At 69.0% G+C, this 17,602-nt stretch carries 17 protein-coding genes; 9 read left to right on the forward strand and 8 right to left on the reverse strand.

The genetic code is table 11. The annotated features are described in order from the left end of the window. Positions 1 to 149: 149 nt before the first annotated feature. Positions 150 to 764 carry a DedA family protein gene (locus ASE22_RS16690; RefSeq protein WP_056362082.1) on the forward strand — a complete coding sequence of 205 codons (615 nt, stop codon included), beginning with the start codon at positions 150 to 152 and terminating at the stop codon, positions 762 to 764. A gap of 10 nt (positions 765 to 774) precedes the next feature. Here ASE22_RS16690 and ASE22_RS16695 read toward each other — a convergent pair whose 3' ends face one another. Together ASE22_RS16695 and ASE22_RS16700 are read right to left on the reverse strand one after the other, a co-directional pair. Further along, positions 775 to 1,851 (reverse strand): AI-2E family transporter, encoded by a 1,077-nt coding sequence (locus ASE22_RS16695; protein ID WP_056362085.1) that lies wholly within the window; start codon positions 1,849 to 1,851, stop codon positions 775 to 777. 126 nt (positions 1,852 to 1,977) lie between these two features. After that, positions 1,978 to 2,763 carry a DODA-type extradiol aromatic ring-opening family dioxygenase gene (locus ASE22_RS16700; protein ID WP_056362554.1) on the reverse strand — a complete coding sequence of 262 codons (786 nt, stop codon included), beginning with the start codon at positions 2,761 to 2,763 and terminating at the stop codon, positions 1,978 to 1,980. 166 nt (positions 2,764 to 2,929) lie between these two features. Between ASE22_RS16700 and ASE22_RS16705 the strand changes: the two genes are divergently transcribed. After that, positions 2,930 to 3,313 (forward strand): VOC family protein, encoded by a 384-nt coding sequence (locus ASE22_RS16705; RefSeq protein WP_056362556.1) that lies wholly within the window; start codon positions 2,930 to 2,932, stop codon positions 3,311 to 3,313. 54 nt (positions 3,314 to 3,367) lie between these two features. On the opposite strand, the gene ASE22_RS16710 is transcribed toward ASE22_RS16705, so the two are convergent. After that, entirely contained in the window at positions 3,368 to 3,910 is a 543-nt protein-coding gene (locus ASE22_RS16710) for a TlpA family protein disulfide reductase (RefSeq protein ID WP_235536440.1), read from the reverse strand. 16 nt (positions 3,911 to 3,926) lie between these two features. Here ASE22_RS16710 and argH point away from each other — a divergent pair, with 16 nt between their 5' ends. The 4 genes from argH (at position 3,927) to galU (ending at position 7,882) form a co-directional block, all read left to right on the forward strand. Continuing rightward, positions 3,927 to 5,303 (forward strand): argininosuccinate lyase, encoded by a 1,377-nt coding sequence (gene argH, locus ASE22_RS16715; protein WP_056362090.1) that lies wholly within the window; start codon positions 3,927 to 3,929, stop codon positions 5,301 to 5,303. Beyond that, positions 5,300 to 5,545, forward strand: a complete 246-nt coding sequence (locus ASE22_RS16720; protein WP_056362092.1) for a hypothetical protein — start codon at positions 5,300 to 5,302, stop codon at positions 5,543 to 5,545. The genes argH and ASE22_RS16720 overlap by 4 nt, the downstream gene beginning before the upstream one ends. Before the next feature lie 173 nt (positions 5,546 to 5,718). After that, positions 5,719 to 6,990, forward strand: a complete 1,272-nt coding sequence (lysA, locus tag ASE22_RS16725; protein WP_056362095.1) for a diaminopimelate decarboxylase — start codon at positions 5,719 to 5,721, stop codon at positions 6,988 to 6,990. 22 nt (positions 6,991 to 7,012) lie between these two features. Continuing rightward, a complete protein-coding gene (galU, locus tag ASE22_RS16730) occupies positions 7,013 to 7,882 on the forward strand; it encodes a UTP--glucose-1-phosphate uridylyltransferase GalU (RefSeq protein WP_056362098.1) in 870 nt (289 codons plus the stop codon). A 263-nt stretch (positions 7,883 to 8,145) separates the two neighbouring features. Here galU and ASE22_RS16735 read toward each other — a convergent pair whose 3' ends face one another. Further along, entirely contained in the window at positions 8,146 to 9,147 is a 1,002-nt protein-coding gene (locus ASE22_RS16735) for an aldo/keto reductase (RefSeq protein WP_414886672.1), read from the reverse strand. 76 nt (positions 9,148 to 9,223) lie between these two features. Here ASE22_RS16735 and ASE22_RS16740 point away from each other — a divergent pair, with 76 nt between their 5' ends. Further along, entirely contained in the window at positions 9,224 to 10,015 is a 792-nt protein-coding gene (locus ASE22_RS16740; protein ID WP_056362101.1) for a precorrin-2 dehydrogenase/sirohydrochlorin ferrochelatase family protein, read from the forward strand. Next, the gene (locus tag ASE22_RS16745; RefSeq protein ID WP_056362105.1) at positions 10,012 to 10,929 is read left to right on the forward strand and encodes a zinc transporter ZntB; all 918 of its coding nucleotides are present in this window, start codon (positions 10,012 to 10,014) and stop codon (positions 10,927 to 10,929) included. The genes ASE22_RS16740 and ASE22_RS16745 overlap by 4 nt, the downstream gene beginning before the upstream one ends. Positions 10,930 to 10,932: 3 nt before the next feature. Here the strand turns inward: ASE22_RS16745 and ASE22_RS16750 are convergent, their stop codons facing one another. Continuing rightward, positions 10,933 to 11,673 carry a YggS family pyridoxal phosphate-dependent enzyme gene (locus tag ASE22_RS16750; RefSeq protein WP_056362106.1) on the reverse strand — a complete coding sequence of 247 codons (741 nt, stop codon included), beginning with the start codon at positions 11,671 to 11,673 and terminating at the stop codon, positions 10,933 to 10,935. A gap of 22 nt (positions 11,674 to 11,695) precedes the next feature. Between ASE22_RS16750 and ASE22_RS16755 the strand changes: the two genes are divergently transcribed. Further along, on the forward strand, positions 11,696 to 12,241 hold the full coding sequence (locus ASE22_RS16755) for a thiamine phosphate synthase (RefSeq protein WP_056362108.1): 546 nt from the start codon (positions 11,696 to 11,698) through the stop codon (positions 12,239 to 12,241). An 88-nt stretch (positions 12,242 to 12,329) separates the two neighbouring features. Here the strand turns inward: ASE22_RS16755 and ASE22_RS16760 are convergent, their stop codons facing one another. From ASE22_RS16760 to scpA, 3 genes are all read right to left on the reverse strand, one after another. After that, the gene (locus ASE22_RS16760) at positions 12,330 to 14,312 is read right to left on the reverse strand and encodes an acetyl-CoA carboxylase biotin carboxylase subunit (protein ID WP_056362110.1); all 1,983 of its coding nucleotides are present in this window, start codon (positions 14,310 to 14,312) and stop codon (positions 12,330 to 12,332) included. 120 nt (positions 14,313 to 14,432) lie between these two features. Beyond that, positions 14,433 to 15,449 carry a biotin synthase BioB gene (gene bioB / locus ASE22_RS16765; RefSeq protein WP_056362113.1) on the reverse strand — a complete coding sequence of 339 codons (1,017 nt, stop codon included), beginning with the start codon at positions 15,447 to 15,449 and terminating at the stop codon, positions 14,433 to 14,435. After that, positions 15,446 to 17,596: a methylmalonyl-CoA mutase gene (gene scpA, locus ASE22_RS16770; protein WP_056362116.1), complete on the reverse strand. Its 2,151-nt coding sequence runs from the start codon at positions 17,594 to 17,596 to the stop codon at positions 15,446 to 15,448. Before scpA ends, bioB begins: the two co-directional genes overlap by 4 nt. Positions 17,597 to 17,602 lie beyond the last annotated feature (6 nt).

Below are 17,602 nucleotides of genomic sequence, written 5' to 3' on the forward strand. Positions count from 1 at the left end.
GGGGCAACCGGGTGACCGTATCAGTTGGTCGCTGTCGCGCGCGTCCCGTCCCCGGCCCGCGGGGAGAAAAGGGACCGAGGAACCCCATGACGCGCCGCACAATGACCGCTATGCTGCCGGACTCGGGCCCGCTGCGCAGGTGAAGTTTCATGGATTTCGGACAGCTGGTCGTGGCGATCGGCCCTTGGGCGATCGCCCTCGGCGCCGGTTTCGAGGGGGAAACCGCGGCGATCGCCGGCGGGGTGATGGCGCACCACGCGCTGTTCCCGGTCTGGGCCGCCTTCCTCGCCACCGCCTTCGGCGCCTTCATCGCGGACCAGCTGTTCTTCCAGGTCGGCCGGCGGTTCCGCGAGCGTCGCTTCGTCGTCCATGTCCGGCAGAAGCCCGCTTTCGCCAAGGCGGTCGGCTTCATCGAACGCTATCCCACCGGCTTCATCCTCGGCTTCCGCTTCGCCTACGGCTTCCGGACGGTCAGCCCGGTCGCGATCGGGCTGTCGTCGATCCCGCTGCGCCGCTTCGCCGCGCTCAATGCGGTCGCCTGCCTGATATGGTCGGCGATCTTCACGACGATCGGCTATTGGTTCGGGCCGACGGTCGACCGGATCATCGACGCGCTCAGGCCCTACAAGACCGAGCTGATGATCGCCTTCCCGATCCCGGGCACCTGCCTGCTGGCCTGGCTGTTGTGGCGCCGCCACCGGCAGCGGCGGCGCGAGCGGACGAACCCGCCCTTCCACGCCCCCGAGCTTCCCGGGGGCCGCTGACCGCCGCCGCTCAGCGGCGCGAGGCGCGGCGCTGTTCGGTGACGATGTCCCAGGTGCCGATGAACAGCGCGGCGACCACCGGCCCGACGATGAAGCCGTGGAAGCCGAACAACTGCAACCCGCCCAGGGTCGAGATCAGCACGACATAATCGGGCATGCGGGTGTCGCGGCCGACGAGGATCGGGCGTAGCACATTGTCGATCGACCCGATCACCAGCGCGCCCGCGATTACCAGGATGACCCCCTTCACGACCGCCCCGGTCGCGAACAGGTAGAGCGCGACCGGCACCCAGACGATGCCGCAGCCGATCGCCGGGATCAGCGAGAAGATCGCCATGATCGTGCCCCACAGCAGCGCGCCCTCGATGCCGAGCAGCGCGAAGGTGATCCCGCCGGTGAAGCCCTGGACGATCGCGACGATCAGGCTGCCCTTGATCGTCGCGCGGGTGACGACGGTGAAGTTGCGGATCACCGCGCGGCGGCGGTCGGGATCGAGCGGGATCGATTCGATCAGCTTGTGGGCCAGCGCCTCGCCGTCGCGGATCAGGAAGAAGGTGAGATAGAGCATCACGCCCATCATCAGGATCAGGTTGAGCGCCCCCTGCCCGACCTGCAGCGCATGGGTGGCGATCGCGCTGAAGCTGCCGCTCAGCCCCTCGCTGATCTGCTGGCGCGCGGCGGCGAAGTCGGTCCAGCCGCGCGAGCGCAGCCAGCCGGCCGCCCAGTCGGGAAGTGCGCCGGTCATCTGCTCGAATATCCGGGCGATGTCGATCTTGCCCGACTGGACCATGGCGTAGACGTGGAGGAATTCCTGGATCAGCGCCGATCCGAGGAAGGCGGCGGGCAGGATCACGATCAGGATGATGATCAGCAGGGTGATCAGCGCCGCGACGTTCGAGCGTCCCGGCATCCGGTCGAGGATGCGCCGGTGGATCGGGCTGAACATCAGTGCGAGAACGAGGCCCCAGAGGATCGCACCGAAGAAGGGCGCGATCACCAGCGCGAAGGCCACCGTGACGATCAGCACGAGCGCGAGGAAACTGCCATCCTCGAAGCGGAAGCGCCGTGGTTCGTCGGATTGGTTCACTCGGTCGTTTCCTTCAAAGGCGGTTTCGATCGATCGCCCATCGCGCGCCCGATTGCCACGGGAAAATGAACCGGCCTGGGGCGGGTTGGTTGCACGGCCGAGGAGGGGGCGCGGCGGCCGCCATCCTCAATCGAATCGGAAGCCCGAGATCATCGTGTCCATCACCACCTCGCCATAGACCCGCGATCCCGGTCCGTCGGAGGCGCCCGCCGCGACCATCAGCGGCAGCAGATGCTCCTCGCGCGGATGGGCGAAGCGCGCGGCGGGGGCGTTGACCCAGCGCGCCAGCCGCGCCTCACGGCCGGCGGGATCGCCCTCGACCGCTTCGGCGAGCCAATCGTCGAACGCCATCGACGGCTCGGTCGCCTGGCGGTTGCGATAGGCGGGCAGGTTGTGGAAGCTCATCCCCGCGCCAAGGATCAGTACGCCCTCGTCGCGCAGGGGACGCAGCGCCCGGCCGGCACGCCATGCGGCCACCGGGTCGAGATCGCGATCGAGCGACATCTCCACCACCGGAATGTCGGCGTCGGGAAAGGCGACCTTGAGCGGCACGAACACGCCATGGTCGATCCCGCGATCGGGATCGGTCGCCGCCGGGAAGCCCGCCGTCCGCAACAGCCCCGCCGCGCGCTCGGCCAGCGCCGGATCGCCCGGGGCCGGCCAGCGCAGGTCGTAGGTGTGCGGCGGAAAACCGTAATAGTCGAAGATCAGCGGCGGGCGCGGCGAGGCCGAGAAGCGGAAGCCTTCGGTTTCCCAATGGCCCGAGACGATCAGGATCGCGCCCGGCCGCTCGGGCAGCCGACCGGGCAGGCCGCGCAGGAAGGCCTCCATCCCGGTCCAGGTGCCGGCGGGATCGTCCATGAAGAAGCAGGGGCCTCCGCCATGGGGGATGTAGAAGCTGGGCTGGCGCATCGTCATCGGACGAAGATCGGCGGCCGATCGTTGCATTTCAAGAACGGCCTCGCGGCCGATGCCTGTCCGGCCAGGGAAACGGGCCCTTCCCGTCATCGACATGTCGCCCTTGCTGGTGCAATCAGGCCGGGCACCGGCGCACCGCGCCGACGAGAGGAGAAACGATATGTTCAGCCACGTATTCGTCGGGACCGACGATCTCGACACCTCGAAGGCATTCTACGATTCGCTGCTCGGCACGCTGGGCGTGGCCCCCGGCATGGTCGATGCCGAGAAAAACCGCATCATCTGGGCTTCGCCGACCGGCCTGTTCGCGGTGACCAAGCCGATCAACGGCGAACCCGCCTGCCACGCCAATGGCGGCACGGTCGGCTTCGCCGCAGCGTCGCCCGAGCAGGCCGACGCCTGGCACGCGGCCGGCGTCGCCCATGGCGGCACCGCCTGCGAGGATCCCCCCGGCGTGCGCGACATGGGCGCGTTCAAGCTCTACCTCGCCTATCTGCGCGATCCCGACGGCAACAAGCTCTGCGCGATGTACCGCATGCCCTGACCGACCGTCCTCCGTCATGCCGAGCGTGTTCGGCATGACGGACCAGGGGAAGCATCACCCGCCGACCGCGTCGCCGATCAGCTTCTTCGCGGGGGCGCCGTTCCAGTCCATCATCCCGTAGACGCGCCACAGCTCCTTGCCCTTCGCGTCGTAGAAGACCGTCGTCGGCAGCGTCTCGGTGCCGAGCGCGGCCATCAGCACATTCTGCTGGTCGCTGTGCCGGGTCAGCGCCTTGAAGCCCTTCTCCCGGAAGAAGGGGCCGATCACCTTGGCGCCCTCGAGGTCCTGGCCGACCGTGATCAGCCGGAACCGGTCGTCCTCGGCCGCCATCCGGTCGAGCGTCGGCATCTCCGCGACGCAGGGCGCGCACCAGGTCGCCCACAGGTTGACCATCAGCGGCTTGCCGCGGAACTGGGTCAGGGTGGCGGGGCCGCCCTTCTCGTCGGCGAAGGGGATGGCCGGCATCTCCTTCCCGCGCTGCGAAATATCGACGCGGCCGACCGATTCGGCGGGAACGCCGCCTTGCGGGGCGTCCTTCGGTTTACTATCGCAGGCGGCCAGCGCCAATGCGAGGAGACAGGCGATCAACGGCCGCACGGATAGCTCCAACAAGATGTGGGGAGGGCGCTTCGCTGAAGGGCCCGCCGCGGTGATGCGCGAAATTAACGCGTCGATCCCATTCGACAAGCGACTTTGGCAACAGGACATCGCCGGATCGAAGGCACATGTCGCCATGCTGGCCCGGCAGAAGATCGTCACCGAGGCCGATGCGGCCCGGATTTCCGAGGGTCTCGATGCGGTCGCGGCCGAATATGCCGAGAAAGGCGTGCCGGTCGATCTTGCGGTCGAGGACATCCACATGGCGACCGAGGGACGGCTCGCCGAGCTGATCGGCGCTCCCGCCGGCCGGCTTCACACCGCCCGCTCGCGCAACGACCAGGTCGCGACCGACTTCAGGCTGTGGGTTCGCGATGCGATCGACTCGGTCGAGGCGGGACTCGTCGCGCTGCAGGTGGCGCTGGTCACCCGCGCCGGGGAGCATGCCGCGAGCGTGATGCCCGGCTTCACCCACCTCCAGGTCGCCCAGCCGGTGACGCTCGGCCATCACCTGATGGCCTATCATGAGATGATCGCGCGCGACCGCAGCCGCTTCGCCGATGCCCGCGCCCGGCTCAACCGCTGCCCGCTCGGTGCGGCGGCGCTCGCGGGCACCGGCTTCCCGATCGACCGGGACATGACGGCGCAGGCGCTCGGCTTCGACGGGCCTACCGCCAATTCGCTCGATTCGGTCAGCGATCGCGACTTCGCGCTCGACTATCTGATGGCCGCCACCCAGCTCAGCCTGCACCTGTCGCGGCTGGCCGAGGAGTTCATCATCTGGGCGAGCCAGCCCTACGGCTTCGTCAAGCTGCCTGACAGCTATTCGACCGGCTCGTCGATCATGCCGCAGAAGCGCAACCCCGACGCGGCCGAGCTGGTGCGCGGCCATTCGGGCCGCATCGCCGGCTGCATGACCGCGCTGGTGATGACGATGAAGGGCCTGCCGCTCGCCTATTCGAAGGACATGCAGGACGACAAGCCGCCGGTGTTCGAGGCGCACGACCTGCTGGCGCTGTCGATCGCGGCGATGACCGGGATGGTCGAAACCTGCACCTTCGTCGTCCCGCGCCTGCGCCAGGCCGCCGAGCAGGGCTATTCGACCGCGACCGATCTCGCCGACTGGCTGGTCCGGGTCGCCGACATCCCGTTCCGCGAGGCGCACCACATCACCGGCACCGCGGTGAAGCTGGCCGAGCGCGAGGGGCTGGCGCTCGACAAGCTGCCGCTCGAGGCGCTGCAGGCGATCGACGGGCGGATCGACGACCGCGTCTACGAGGCGCTGTCGGTCGACGCCTCGGTCGCCAGCCGCGCCAGCCATGGCGGCACCGCCCCCGACCAGGTCCGCGCCCGCATTGCCGAGGCCAGGACCGCATTGGGGATCGAAGCATGAAGATCCGCACCCTCCTCGCCGCGACCGCGCTGCTCGCGCTCGCCGCCTGCGGCAAGCGTGACGCGCTGCGCCCGGTCGAAGGGCACAGCCTGCCGCCCAAGCCGGCGACCGCCGCGACCCAGCCCGACGTCCCGGCGCTGCTGACCCCGCCGGTCGAGACCCGCCCCGGCCGCAGCGACGACGTGCTGCGCCGCTCCGAGGAACGGCCCGACGACCGCTTCAACCTGCCGCCGCCGGGCTGAGGACATCGCACGGCCCCTTCCTTTCTCCGTCATCCCAGCGAAGGCTGGGGTCTCGGTTGAGGTGCGGGGCGCTTCATCTCGCGAAACCCGGCCTTCGCCGGGGTGCCGCGTAGCAAGACGAAACCGAACGAAAGACATCGGCCGGCAAGATTCGTCGGCCAACAGGGAACGACATGGACCATTTCAACCTGAAGGACGGCGTGCTCCACGCCGAGGACGTTTCCCTGCCCGCGATCGCCGCGGCGGTCGGGACGCCGGTCTATGTCTACTCGACCGCGACGATCGAGCGCCACGCCGAGGTGTTCAAGGCCGCGGTCGCCGAAGTCGAATCGGGCCTGGAAGGCCCGCTCGTCGCCTTCGCGGTCAAGGCCAATCCCAACCGCGCCGTCCTGGCGACCCTGGCCAAGGCCGGGTTCGGTGCCGACGTCGTCTCGGGCGGCGAGCTGTTGCGCGCGCGGGCGGCGGGGATCCCCGCCGACAAGATCGTCTTTTCCGGTGTGGGTAAGACCGAAGAGGAAATGCGCCTCGGGCTCGAACAGGGCATCTACCAGTTCAACATCGAATCGGAGCCCGAAGCCGAGATGCTGTCCGAGGTCGCCATGGCGATGGGCACCAGAGCCCCCGTCGCCTTCCGCATCAATCCCAATGTGGTCGCGGGCACGCATGCCAAGATCTCGACCGGCGGGTCGGAGGACAAATTCGGCGTCGCCTATGACCGCGCCCCCGCCGCCTACGCCCGCGCCGCCGCGCTGCCCGGCCTCGACGTGCGCGGCGTTGCCGTCCACATCGGCAGCCAGCTCACCGACCTCGGCCCGTCGCGCGCCGCCTTCGCGAAGATCGGCACGCTGATCGCCGAGCTGCGGGCGGCCGGGCATGCGATCGTCACCGCCGACCTGGGCGGCGGTCTCGGCGTGCCCTATGACCCCGCCAAGCCCGTGCCGCCGCTGCCCGAAGCCTATGGCGCGATGGTGCGCGAGGTGACGACCGGCTGGAACGTGCGGCTCGTCTTCGAGCCCGGCCGGGTGATCGTCGGCAATGCCGGGGTGCTGCTGTCGCGGGTGATCCGGGTCAAGCCCGGCGTGACCGATCCGTTCGTCATCGTCGACGCGGCGATGAACGACCTGATGCGGCCCAGCCTCTACGACGCCTGGCACGATATCCGCGGCGTTACGCCGAACGGTGGCGTAATGACGGCCAACATCGTCGGCCCCATCTGTGAAAGCGGCGATAGTTTCGCCAAGAAGCGGGCCATGGATGCCGTCGGTCCCGGCGACCTCGTCACCTTCATGACGGCGGGGGCCTATGGGGCGACGATGGCCAATACCTATAATTCGCGCGCGTTGACGCCCGAAGTGCTGGTGAGCGGAGAAAAATGGGCGGTCGTGCGGGAGAGGCAGCCGATCGAAGCATTGATCGCGGCGGACAAGCTTCCGCCGTGGGTTTGAACATGGTCATAAGGAACCTCGCATGAAGCCAGTTCGCAAGGCCATTTTTCCCGTCGCCGGTTTCGGCACCCGATTCCTTCCCGCCACCAAGGCCGTCCCCAAGGAGATGCTGCCCGTCGTCGACCGGCCGCTGATCCAATATGCCGTCGACGAGGCGCGCGCGGCCGGGATCGAGCAGATGATCTTCGTCACCGGGCGCAACAAATATGCGATCGAGGACTATTTCGACTCCGCCTATGAGATCGAGAGCGATCTCGCCGCCAAGAACAAGACGAGCTTCCTCGACAAGCTGGAGGCGACCCGCCTCTCCCCCGGCAAGGCCGCCTTCGTCCGGCAGCAGCAGATGCTGGGCCTCGGCCATGCCGTCGCCTGCGCCCGCGACCTGGTCGGCGACGAGCCCTTCGCGGTGCTGCTGCCCGACGAGCTGCTGTGGAATCCGGCATCGCCCTGCCTCAAGCAGATGATCGACACCTATGCCGTGAAGGGCGGCAACGTCGTCGCCGTGCTCGAGGTGCCCGAGAACCAGACCCACAAATATGGCATCGTCGATCCCGGCGCCGCCGAGGGTGCCGTGACCGAAGTGCGAAAGATGGTCGAGAAACCCGCGGCGGGCACCGCGCCCTCGCGCCTCGCCCTCGTCGGCCGCTACATCCTCCAGCCCGAGATCTTCGCCCTGCTCGACAAGGGCGAGCGCGGCGCGGGCGGCGAGATCCAGCTGACCGACGCGATGGCCAAGCTGATCGGCGACCAGCCCTTCCATGCGCTGACCTTCGATGGCGAGCGCCACGACTGCGGCGACAATGCCGGCTTCATCCAGGCGAACATCGCGCTGGCGCTCGAACGGCCCGAGATCGCCGATTCGGTGCGGGCCTTCATCCGGACGCTGGTTTAGGCACCACTGCCACTTTCCGTCACCCCAGCGAAGGCTGGGGTCTCGGGAGGTCGGGCGATCAGCGTGCGGCGAGAGCCTTCCGAGATTTCAGCTTTCGCGGGATCTTTGCGTACTGGCCCGCGTCCGCCCTCTTCGTCGTCATCCCGGCGAAAGCCGGGATCTCCCTGCCCTTCCGCGCTCCGGAAAAGGCGAAGATGAAGTGAGATCCCGGCTTTCGCCGGGATGACGTGGGGGAAGATGACGACGCACACCCGCTTGCGATCTCACGCGAACTCCTCGGTCGTCACCGTCGCCTGCTGCGCCGGATTGTAGCGGCTGCCCGCCACCGTCGCCTGGTTCACGAGCGCGTCGAGCGCCGCCATCTGCGCGGCCGAGAGCCGCACGTCGTTCGCGCCCATATTCTCCTCGAGATGGGCGATGTCGTGCGTCCCCGGGATCGTCACCAGCCCCGGATCGCGGTGGAGCAGCCAGGCGAGCGCGAGCTGCGCCGGGGTACAGCCAACCGCGTCGGCGATCGCTTTGTAGGGATCGTAGAGCGCCTGGTTCCGCACAAAGTCGTCGCCCTGGAAGCGCGGCATGGCGAAGCGGATATCGTCGCGGCCCAGCGCCCTGGGCCGGGCGAAGGCGCCCGCCAGGAAGCCGCGCGCCACCGGCGAGAAGGCGACGAAGGTCACCCCCAGGTCGCGGCACGCGTCGAGCACCGCGATCTCGGGATTGCGTGTCCACAGCGAATATTCGGTCTGCAGCGCGGCGATCGGATGGGCGGCATGCGCGCGGCGGAGCTGGGGGGCCGACACCTCGGACAGGCCGATCGCGCCGATCTTGCCCGCCCAGACGGCGCGGGCGAGCGCGCCGACCGACTCCTCGATCGGGGTCTTCGGATCGGGGCGATGGAGATAATAGAGGTCGATATGGTCGAGCCCGAGCCGGCGGAGGCTGTTGTCGAGCGTCTCGGCGATCGCGGCGGGCGAGCCGTCGAGCAGGCGCGGATTTTCGGGCGTGACCCGGAAGCCGCATTTCGACGCGAGGGTGAATTCCCGGCGCCGCGCCTTGAGGGTGCGGCCGACCAGCGTCTCGTTGTGCCCCTCGCCATAGAGGGCGGCGGTGTCGAGGAAGTCGCAACCGAGATCGAGCGCGCGGTGCAACAGCCGTTCGGATGCCGCCTCGTTGGGCTGCGGGCCATAGGCCTGGCTCAGGCTCATGCAGCCGAGGCCGATGGGATTGATCGAGAAACGGCCGAGCTTGCGCTTGTTCGTCATGGGCATTCCTTTTGATTCGCCGCTTCGTCCTGCCACGCGAAGCCGCTTGGCAAAAGCCGGCACCCGCGCGACAAGGCATGCGATGCACAGCCTGCCGATCTTCGTCGATCTTCGCGGCCGCCCGGTCATCCTGTTCGGCGACGGCGAGGCGGCGGCGGCGAAGCGGCGGCTGATCGAGCGCGCGGGCGGACGGCCGGTCGGCGAGGATGACGGCGAAGCGCGCTTCGCCTTCATCGCCTGCACCGACGACGCGGCCGCCGAGGCGGCGGCGGTGCGGCTCAAGGCGCGCGGCCTGATCGTCAACGTCGCCGACCGGCCCGCGCTGTGCGACTTCACCATGCCCGCGATCGTCGACCGCGATCCCGTGCTGATCGCGATCGGTACCGGGGGACGCTCGGCGGGCCTCGCCGCCGCCTTGCGGCAGAGGCTGGAGGCGCTGCTCCCCACCGGGCTGGGGGGACTGGCCGACGGGCTGTTCGCCGCGCGGGCCGCGATCCGTGCGCGCTGGCCATTGGCCGAGGACCGCCGCCGGGCGATCGATGCCGGGCTCGCCGAGGGCGGCCCCCTCGATCCGCTCGCCGACGTCGGCCCAGCCGTGACCCCCGACGCGATCCCCCATGCGATCGACGACTGGCTCGCGGGCGGCGGCGAAGCGCCCGACCGGCTCGTCGCGATCCGGCTGCGATCGGCCGATCCCGACGCGCTGACCCTGGGCGAGGCGCGGCTGCTGGGCCGGGCCGACCGCCTCTACCACCGGCCCGACGTGCCGCCGGCGATCCTCGCCCGCGCCCGCGCCGACGCCGCGCGGGAACCTTGCGCCGCGCCGCCCGCTTCACCGGGCCGGGGGCTTTCGATCGATCTGGGATTCGCATGACGCCAGGCTGGACCATCGGGGAAGAGGGCGCGGGGCATTTCCGCTGGATTCATCTCGACGGGCGCGACGAGCAGGAGATGCGCTGGCTCGAGGACGAGGCGCACGGCCTGCCGCCGACGGCGCGTTTCAACCTGACCACCGCCGAGACGCGGCCGCGCTGCCAGCCGCTCCATGACGGCGTGATCATCAACCTGCGCGGCCCCCGCCATAGCGACGAGCTTGGCGACGGCGACGAGCTGGTGTCGATCCGGATCTGGGCCGAGCGCGGGCGGCTGGTCTCGGTCAGCTACCGCCGGATGGCGGGGCTGGAGGAGCTGCGCGCGCGGATGGACAAGGGCGAGTTCCTCGACCCCGGCGACCTGATCGCGGCGCTGGCGGTGCAGATCGCCCAGCACCTCGATCCGGTGGTCGCCGACCTGGGCGACCAGGTCGACGATTGCGAGCTGGCGCTGTCGGCCGAGACCTTCCATCTGCGCCGCCACATCGCCAAGGCGCGATCGACCGCGATCAGCTATCGCCGCTTCATCGTGCCGCAGCGCCAGGCGCTCGAGGCGATGGCGCTGCTCGAGCTCGACTGGATCGAGGATGACGACCGCATCCACCTGCGCGAGGCGGCCGACCGCTTCGCGCGCATGGCCGAGGAGCTGGAGGCGGTGCGCGAGCGATCGGCGCTGCTCCACGAGCAGATCACCGACCTGCGCGCCGAGAAGATCGACCGTCGCTCGCTGGCGATCGCGATCGTGGCGATGATCTTCCTGCCGCTGACCTTCGTCACCGGGCTGTTCGGAATGAACGTCGACGGCATCCCCTATGCCCACCACCCGCTGTCCTTCTGGGCGGTGACGGGGTTCAGCCTGCTGGTCGGCGCCGGGGTGACGGTCTATTTCGCGGCGGCGCGCTGGTTCCGCGGCTAGCGGTCAGGGGGTGGGAGAGCCCCATCCCCCGCCGCGCCCCTGGAAGGACGGGGCAGGCCCTTTCGGCCGCACGCCGAACAGCGCGGTGCCGATCCGGACATGGGTCGCGCCGATCGTCACCGCGGTCTCGAAGTCCGACGACATGCCCATGCTGAGCCCCGAAAGGCCGTGGCGCTTCGCCAGCTTGGCGAGCAGGGCGAAATAGGGCGCGGGCTCGACATCGGCGGGGGGCACCGCCATCAGCCCGACGACCGGCAGCGCCGCGTCGCGCGCCCTCGTCAGGATCGCCGGCAGGTCGTCGATCGCGCAGCCGCCCTTCTGCTCCTCGGCACCGATATTGACCTGGACGAAGCAGTCGGGGCGCTTGCCGGCACCGTCCATCGCCCTGGCCAGCGCCTCGATCAGCGAGGGGCGGTCCACCGAATGGATCGCGTCGAACAGCGCGACGGCTTCCTTGGCCTTGTTCGACTGGAGCTGACCGACGAGATGCAGGCGGAGCGCCTGCCCCGCACGCAGGGCCGGCCATTTCGCCTCGGCCTCCTGCACCTTGTTCTCGCCGAAGCTCGCATGACCGGCGGCGATCAGCGGGGCGATCTCCTCGGCGGGCCTGGTCTTGGCGACGGCGATCAGCTCGATGCCCGACGGATCGCGGTCGGCGAGCGCGGCGGCATGGTCGATACGGGCGCGGATGGCGGCAAGACGGCGGGCGGCGCCCGCGGCGGAGACGGTGTCGATATCGGACATGCGCTTCGCTATAGGAGGCAGGATGCAGCCCCGCCAGCCCGAGCTTCCGTCGCTATGGATGATGACCGACGAACGGCAGGGCGAGGCACTGTGGGCGGCGCTGCAGCGCCTGCCGCCGGGATCGGGGATTGTCTTCCGGCACAAGAACCTGCCGGGAAAGGCGCGCCGCCGCCTGTTCGACCGGGTTCGCCGGATCGCCCGGACGCGCGGATTGCTGCTGCTGCTGGCCGGCAAGGAGGTGAAGGCGCGGCGGTGGGGGGCCGACGGGGCGCATCATCGTCGCCCAGGCCCGCCCCGCCACGGCACCGCCGCCGCGCACGGCCTGGCCGAGATCCGCGCGGCCGAACGATCGGGCGCGGCCGCGATCTTCCTGTCGCCGCTCCACCCCACCCGCTCGCACCCCGGCGCCCCGGCGCTCGGCCGGATGCGCTTCGCCGCGCTGGCACGGGCGACGCGTCTGCCGGTGATCGCGCTCGGCGGAATAGACCGGCTGCGGGGCAGGGCGGCGATGCGGATCGGTGCCCATGGCTGGGCAGCGATCGACGCCTGGACGGGGCCGCCCCGCTAGACCGTTGTCTTGTCGCGATTTTCGAGCCGGCGGATGGTCCCACCTGCCTCGAAACCGCTCCAAGCCGGCGACCGCCGTTCCGGACGGCTTATTCGAACTCGAGGATCACCGCGTCGACGGCGAGGCTGTCGCCGGGCTTGGCGGCGACGGTCTTGACCGTGCCGGCCTTCTCGGCGCGCAGGATATTCTCCATCTTCATCGCCTCGACCACCGCGAGCGGCTGGCCGGCCTCGACCTTGGCGCCCTCGCCGACATGGATCGCGGTCACCAGCCCGGGCATCGGGCAGAGCAGGAAGCGCGACATGTCCGGCGGGATCTTCTCGATCATGTGGTGCGACAGCGCCGCGACGCGCGGGGTCAGCACGCGCAGGTCGTGGCTCGCGCCGCGCGCGGTGAAGCGCCAGCCGGTGCGCTTGCGGTCGACCCGCAGCGACAGCGGCTCGCCGTCGACCAGCGCCTCGACCAGCTTCTGCCCCGGGACATAGGGCGCGTCGACCACCACCGGCGTCCCGTCGACCATGACCGCGTCGCCGAGGATCTCGACCTGGCGCTCGGCGCCGTCGAGGGTGACGACCCAGCTGGTCGAAGGATCGGCCGGGCCGTTGAGTCGGCCGTCGATCTGCGCGGCGCGGGCGGCGTCGATGCTGGCGAGCACCCCCGCGATCGCGGCGAGGTGCAGGCTCAGCGCCGCGTCGGCGGCGGCGCCGGTGAAGCCCTCGGGGAATTCCTCGGCGATAAAGCCCGTGGTGATCTCGCCCGAGCGGAAGCGCGGATGCTGCATCAGGGTCGAGAGGAAATCGATGTTGTGGCCGATGCCGTCGATCTCGAAGCGGTCGAGCGCGGTGACCTGCCGGTCGATCGCCGCCTCGCGGGTCTCGCCCCAGGTGATCAGCTTGGCGATCATCGGGTCGTAGAACATCGAGATCTCGGAGCCCTCATAGACGCCGTCGTCGACCCGGACATGCTCGACCTCGGCCGGCGGCCGGTAGCGGACGAGTCGGCCGGTCGACGGCAGGAAGCCGCGATAGGGATCCTCGGCATAGACGCGGTTCTCGACCGCCCAGCCGTTGATCTTCACGTCGGCCTGCCCGAAGGCCAGCTTCTCGCCATAGGCGACGCGGATCATCTGCTCGACGAGGTCGAGGCCGGTGATGCATTCGGTGACCGGATGCTCGACCTGGAGACGGGTATTCATCTCGAGGAAGTAGAAGCCCTGGCCGGTCGTGTCGGCGCCCGACACGATCAGCTCGACCGTGCCCGCGCTGTAATAGCCGACGGCACGGGCCAGCGCGACGGCCTGCTCGCCCATCGCCTTGCGCATCTCGGGGGAGACGAAGGGCGACGGCGCCTCCTCGACCACCTTCTGGTGGCGACGCTGGATCGAGCATTCGCGCTCGTTCAGGTAGAGGATGGTGCCATGCTTGTCGCCGAGCACCTGGATCTCGATGTGGCGCGGGCTCTCGATGAACTTCTCGATGAAGACGCGGTCGTCGCCGAAGCTGGCGAGCCCCTCGCGCTTCACGCTCTCGAAATTCTCGCGGACGTCCTTCTCGTTATAGGCGAGGCGCATGCCCTTGCCGCCGCCGCCGGCCGAGGCCTTCATCATCACCGGATAGCCGATGCCGTTGGCGATCTCGACCGCGTGCTCGGTCGAGTCGATCTCACCGACATAGCCGGGGACGACGTTGACGCCGGCCGCCTTGGCGAGCTTCTTCGATTCGATCTTGTCGCCCATCGCCGCGATCGCGCCGATCGGCGGGCCGATGAAGGCGATGCCGGCGTCTTCGAGCGCCTGGGCGAAGCTGGTCCGCTCGGACAGGAAGCCGTAGCCGGGGTGGACCGCCTCGGCGCCGGTGTCCTTGCACGCCTGGATGATCCGGTCGGCGATCAGGTAGCTCTCGGATGCGGGCGAGGCGCCGATATGGACCGCCTCGTCGGCCATCTCGACATGCGGCGCGCGCGCGTCGGCGTCGGAATAGACGGCGACCGTCTGGATGCCCATGCGACGGGCGGTCTTGATCACGCGGCAGGCGATTTCACCGCGGTTGGCGATCAGGATCTTCTTGAACATCGTCGTCCTTTTTATTCCGAACCGTCATGCTGAACTGTTGCGGGATCCACCCCACGACCGGCTCCGGCGACCGTGGCCTGGTGGATCCCGAAACGCGTCCGGGATGACGAAGAGAAAAGATTACTCCGCCGCCAGCTCGACCTTGCATTCGACCGCCATCGGCGAGACGCCGAGCCTGGCGAACAGCGCGGCATCCTTGTCGTCGCCGGCATTGTCGGTGGTCAGCAGCTTGTCGCCGGTGAAGATCGAGTTGGCGCCCGCCATGAAGCACAGCGCCTGCGCGGCGTCGGACATGCTCTCGCGGCCCGCCGAGAGGCGGACCATCGAGCCGGGCATGGCGATGCGCGCGACCGCGACGGTGCGGACGAACTCGATCTCGTCGATCATGGCGAGCGGCGTGTCGGCCAGCATGTCGCCCAGCACCGTGCCCTTGACCGGGACCAGCGCGTTGACCGGAACGCTCTCCGGATGGACCGGCAGAGTCGCCAGCGCATGGATGAATCCGACCCGGTCGGCGCGGGTCTCGCCCATTCCGACGATGCCGCCGCAGCAGACGTTGATGCCGGCCTCTCGGACATGCTCGAGCGTCTCGATCCGGTCCTCGAAGCTGCGCGTGGTGATCACCTGGTCATAGCGCTCGGGCGAGGTGTCGATATTGTGGTTGTAATAATCGAGCCCGGCGTCGGCGAGCATCCTGGCCTGCGGCTCGGTCAGCATGCCGAGGGTCATGCAGGTTTCCATGCCCATCTGGCGGACGCCCTGCACCATCTCGACGATGGCGGGCATGTCGCGATCCTTGGGGTTGCGCCAGGCGGCGCCCATGCAGAAACGGGTCGAGCCGCTGTCCTTGGCCTGCGCGGCGGCCTGCAGCACCGCGCGCACGTCCATCAGCTTGGTGGCCTTGAGCCCGGTCTCGGCGTGGACCGACTGGTTGCAATAGCCGCAGTCCTCGGGACAGCCGCCGGTCTTGATCGACAGCAGGGTCGACAGCTGGACGGCGTTCGCCTCATGATGGGCGCGATGGGCGGCCTGCGCCTGCCACAGCAGGTCGTTGAACGGCAGGTCGAACAGGGTCGCGATCTCCTCGCGCGTCCAGTCGGAGCGGACGGCAGGGCGGGGGTTGGCGTGGGCGTTCATTCAGCGGCCTCCTCGAAGCCTTCGGGCGGTTGGTTGTGACCCAACAGCCGTAGCACTTCGGTGGCGGCGTGCACCAGATTGGTGCCGGGACCGAAAATCCCCTGCACCCCGGCGTCGCGGAGATACTGGTAATCCTGGGCGGGGATGACGCCGCCGGCGATCACCTTGATGTCGCCGCGCCCGGCATCCTTGAGATGCCGGATCAGTTCGGGGATCAGCGTCTTGTGGCCGGCGGCGAGGCTCGAGGCGCCGACCACGTCGACATCGGCCTTGAGCGCGAGCTCGGCGGCCTCCTTCGGCGTCTGGAACAGCGGGCCCGCGACCACCTCGAAGCCCAGGTCGCCGAACGCCGAGGAGACGAGGTTGGCGCCGCGGTCATGGCCGTCCTGGCCCATCTTGGCGACCAGCATGCGGGGCTTGCGGCCTTTGCGCTGGGTGATCGCGTCGACGCCGTCGACCAGCCCGGCCCAGCGGCGGTCGTCGCCATAGGCGCCGCCATAGATACCCTTGACCGGGGTCGGATTGGTGCCGAAGCGGCCGAACACCTCTTCCATCGCCGCCGATATCTCGCCCAGCGTCGCGCGGGCGCGGGCGCATTCGACGGCGAGGCCGAGCAGATTCTCCGTGCCGCGCGCGCCTTCGGTCAGCGCGGCGAGCGCGGCCTGGCACGCCGCTTCATCGCGACCGGCCTTGACCGCCTGGATGCGGCGGATCTGCGCCTCGCGCACCGCGACATTGTCGACGTCGAGGATGTCGATCGGATCTTCCTGCGCCAGCTTGTACTTGTTGACGCCGACGATGGCCTCCTCGACCCGGTCGATCCGGGCGGCCTTGGCGGCCGACGCCTCCTCGATCATCGCCTTGGGCCAGCCGGCGGCGACGGCCTTCGCCATGCCGCCCTCGGCCTCGACCTTCTCGATGATCTCCCAGGCGCGGTCGACCAGCTCCTGGGTCAGGCTCTCGACATAATAGGAGCCGCCGAGCGGATCGACGACCTTGGTCATCCCGGTCTCTTCCTGGATGACGATCTGGGTGTTGCGCGCGATCCGGGCCGAGAAGTCGGTCGGCAGCGCGATCGCCTCGTCGAGCGCGTTGGTGTGGAGCGACTGGGTGCCGCCCAGCATCGCCGCCATCGCCTCGATCGTGGTGCGCATGACGTTGTTGTATGGATCCTGCTCGGTCAGCGAGACGCCCGAGGTCTGGCAATGGGTGCGCAGCATCTTCGAGCGCTCGTCCTGCGCGCCGAGCCGGGTCATCACCCGGTGCCACAGCACGCGCGCGGCGCGCAGCTTGGCGATTTCCATGAAGAAGTTCATGCCGATCGCGAAGAAGAAGGACAGGCGCCCGGCGAATTTGTCGATGTCGAGGCCCGAGGCCACGCCATATTTCACATATTCCATGCCGTCGGCGATGGTGAAGGCCAGCTCCTGGACCTGCGTCGCTCCGGCTTCCTGCATGTGATAGCCGGAGATCGAGATCGAGTTGAACTTCGGCATCTCGCGCGAGGTGTAGCCGAAGATGTCCGAGATGATCCGCATGCTCGGCTCGGGCGGGTAGATATAGGTGTTGCGGACCATGAACTCCTTGAGGATGTCGTTCTGGATGGTCCCGTCGAGCTGCGCGCGCGGCACGCCCTGCTCCTCGCCCGCGACGATGAAGAAGGCGAGGATCGGGATCACCGCGCCGTTCATCGTCATGCTGACCGACATCTTGTCGAGCGGGATGCCGTCGAACAGGATCTTCATGTCGTCGATCGTGTCGATTGCCACGCCGGCCTTGCCGACGTCGCCGGTCACGCGGACATGGTCGCTGTCATAGCCGCGATGGGTGGCGAGATCGAAGGCGACCGACAGGCCCTTCTGCCCGGCCTTCAGGTTGCGATGGTAGAAGGCGTTCGATTCCTCGGCGGTCGAGAAACCGGCATATTGGCGGATCGTCCAGGGACGGCCGGCATACATGGAGGCGCGCACCCCGCGCGTGAACGGCGCGAAACCGGGCAGGCCCGGATCGATGCCGGCCACGTCCCCGGCGGTGTAGAGCGGCTTGACCGCGATACCCTCGGGGGTGTTCCAGGTCAGGTCCTTGCCCTTGACCTCCTTGGCCGCCGCGGCTTCCCACCGGGCCAGATCGGGCTTCTCGTCGCTCATCGCCTC

This window comes from Sphingomonas sp. Root720, from assembly GCF_001428605.1.
In the GTDB taxonomy this organism is placed as follows: Bacteria; Pseudomonadota; Alphaproteobacteria; order Sphingomonadales; family Sphingomonadaceae; genus Rhizorhabdus.

What these genes read in the sequence shown, in the direction of transcription:
- ASE22_RS16690 (WP_056362082.1), top strand. Translation starts at nt 150, where the DNA reads ATGGATTTCGGACAGCTGGTCGTGGCGATCGGCCCTTGGGCGATCGCC.
- ASE22_RS16700 (WP_056362554.1), bottom strand. Translation starts at nt 2,763, where the DNA reads ATGCGCCAGCCCAGCTTCTACATCCCCCATGGCGGAGGCCCCTGCTTC.
- ASE22_RS16705 (WP_056362556.1), top strand. Translation starts at nt 2,930, where the DNA reads ATGTTCAGCCACGTATTCGTCGGGACCGACGATCTCGACACCTCGAAG.
- argH (WP_056362090.1), top strand. Translation starts at nt 3,927, where the DNA reads ATGTGGGGAGGGCGCTTCGCTGAAGGGCCCGCCGCGGTGATGCGCGAA.
- ASE22_RS16720 (WP_056362092.1), top strand. Translation starts at nt 5,300, where the DNA reads ATGAAGATCCGCACCCTCCTCGCCGCGACCGCGCTGCTCGCGCTCGCC.
- lysA (WP_056362095.1), top strand. Translation starts at nt 5,719, where the DNA reads ATGGACCATTTCAACCTGAAGGACGGCGTGCTCCACGCCGAGGACGTT.
- galU (WP_056362098.1), top strand. Translation starts at nt 7,013, where the DNA reads ATGAAGCCAGTTCGCAAGGCCATTTTTCCCGTCGCCGGTTTCGGCACC.
- ASE22_RS16735 (WP_414886672.1), bottom strand. Translation starts at nt 9,147, where the DNA reads ATGCCCATGACGAACAAGCGCAAGCTCGGCCGTTTCTCGATCAATCCC.
- ASE22_RS16740 (WP_056362101.1), top strand. Translation starts at nt 9,224, where the DNA reads ATGCACAGCCTGCCGATCTTCGTCGATCTTCGCGGCCGCCCGGTCATC.
- ASE22_RS16745 (WP_056362105.1), top strand. Translation starts at nt 10,012, where the DNA reads ATGACGCCAGGCTGGACCATCGGGGAAGAGGGCGCGGGGCATTTCCGC.
- ASE22_RS16750 (WP_056362106.1), bottom strand. Translation starts at nt 11,673, where the DNA reads ATGTCCGATATCGACACCGTCTCCGCCGCGGGCGCCGCCCGCCGTCTT.
- ASE22_RS16755 (WP_056362108.1), top strand. Translation starts at nt 11,696, where the DNA reads ATGCAGCCCCGCCAGCCCGAGCTTCCGTCGCTATGGATGATGACCGAC.
- ASE22_RS16760 (WP_056362110.1), bottom strand. Translation starts at nt 14,312, where the DNA reads ATGTTCAAGAAGATCCTGATCGCCAACCGCGGTGAAATCGCCTGCCGC.
- bioB (WP_056362113.1), bottom strand. Translation starts at nt 15,449, where the DNA reads ATGAACGCCCACGCCAACCCCCGCCCTGCCGTCCGCTCCGACTGGACG.
- scpA (WP_056362116.1), bottom strand. Translation starts at nt 17,596, where the DNA reads ATGAGCGACGAGAAGCCCGATCTGGCCCGGTGGGAAGCCGCGGCGGCC.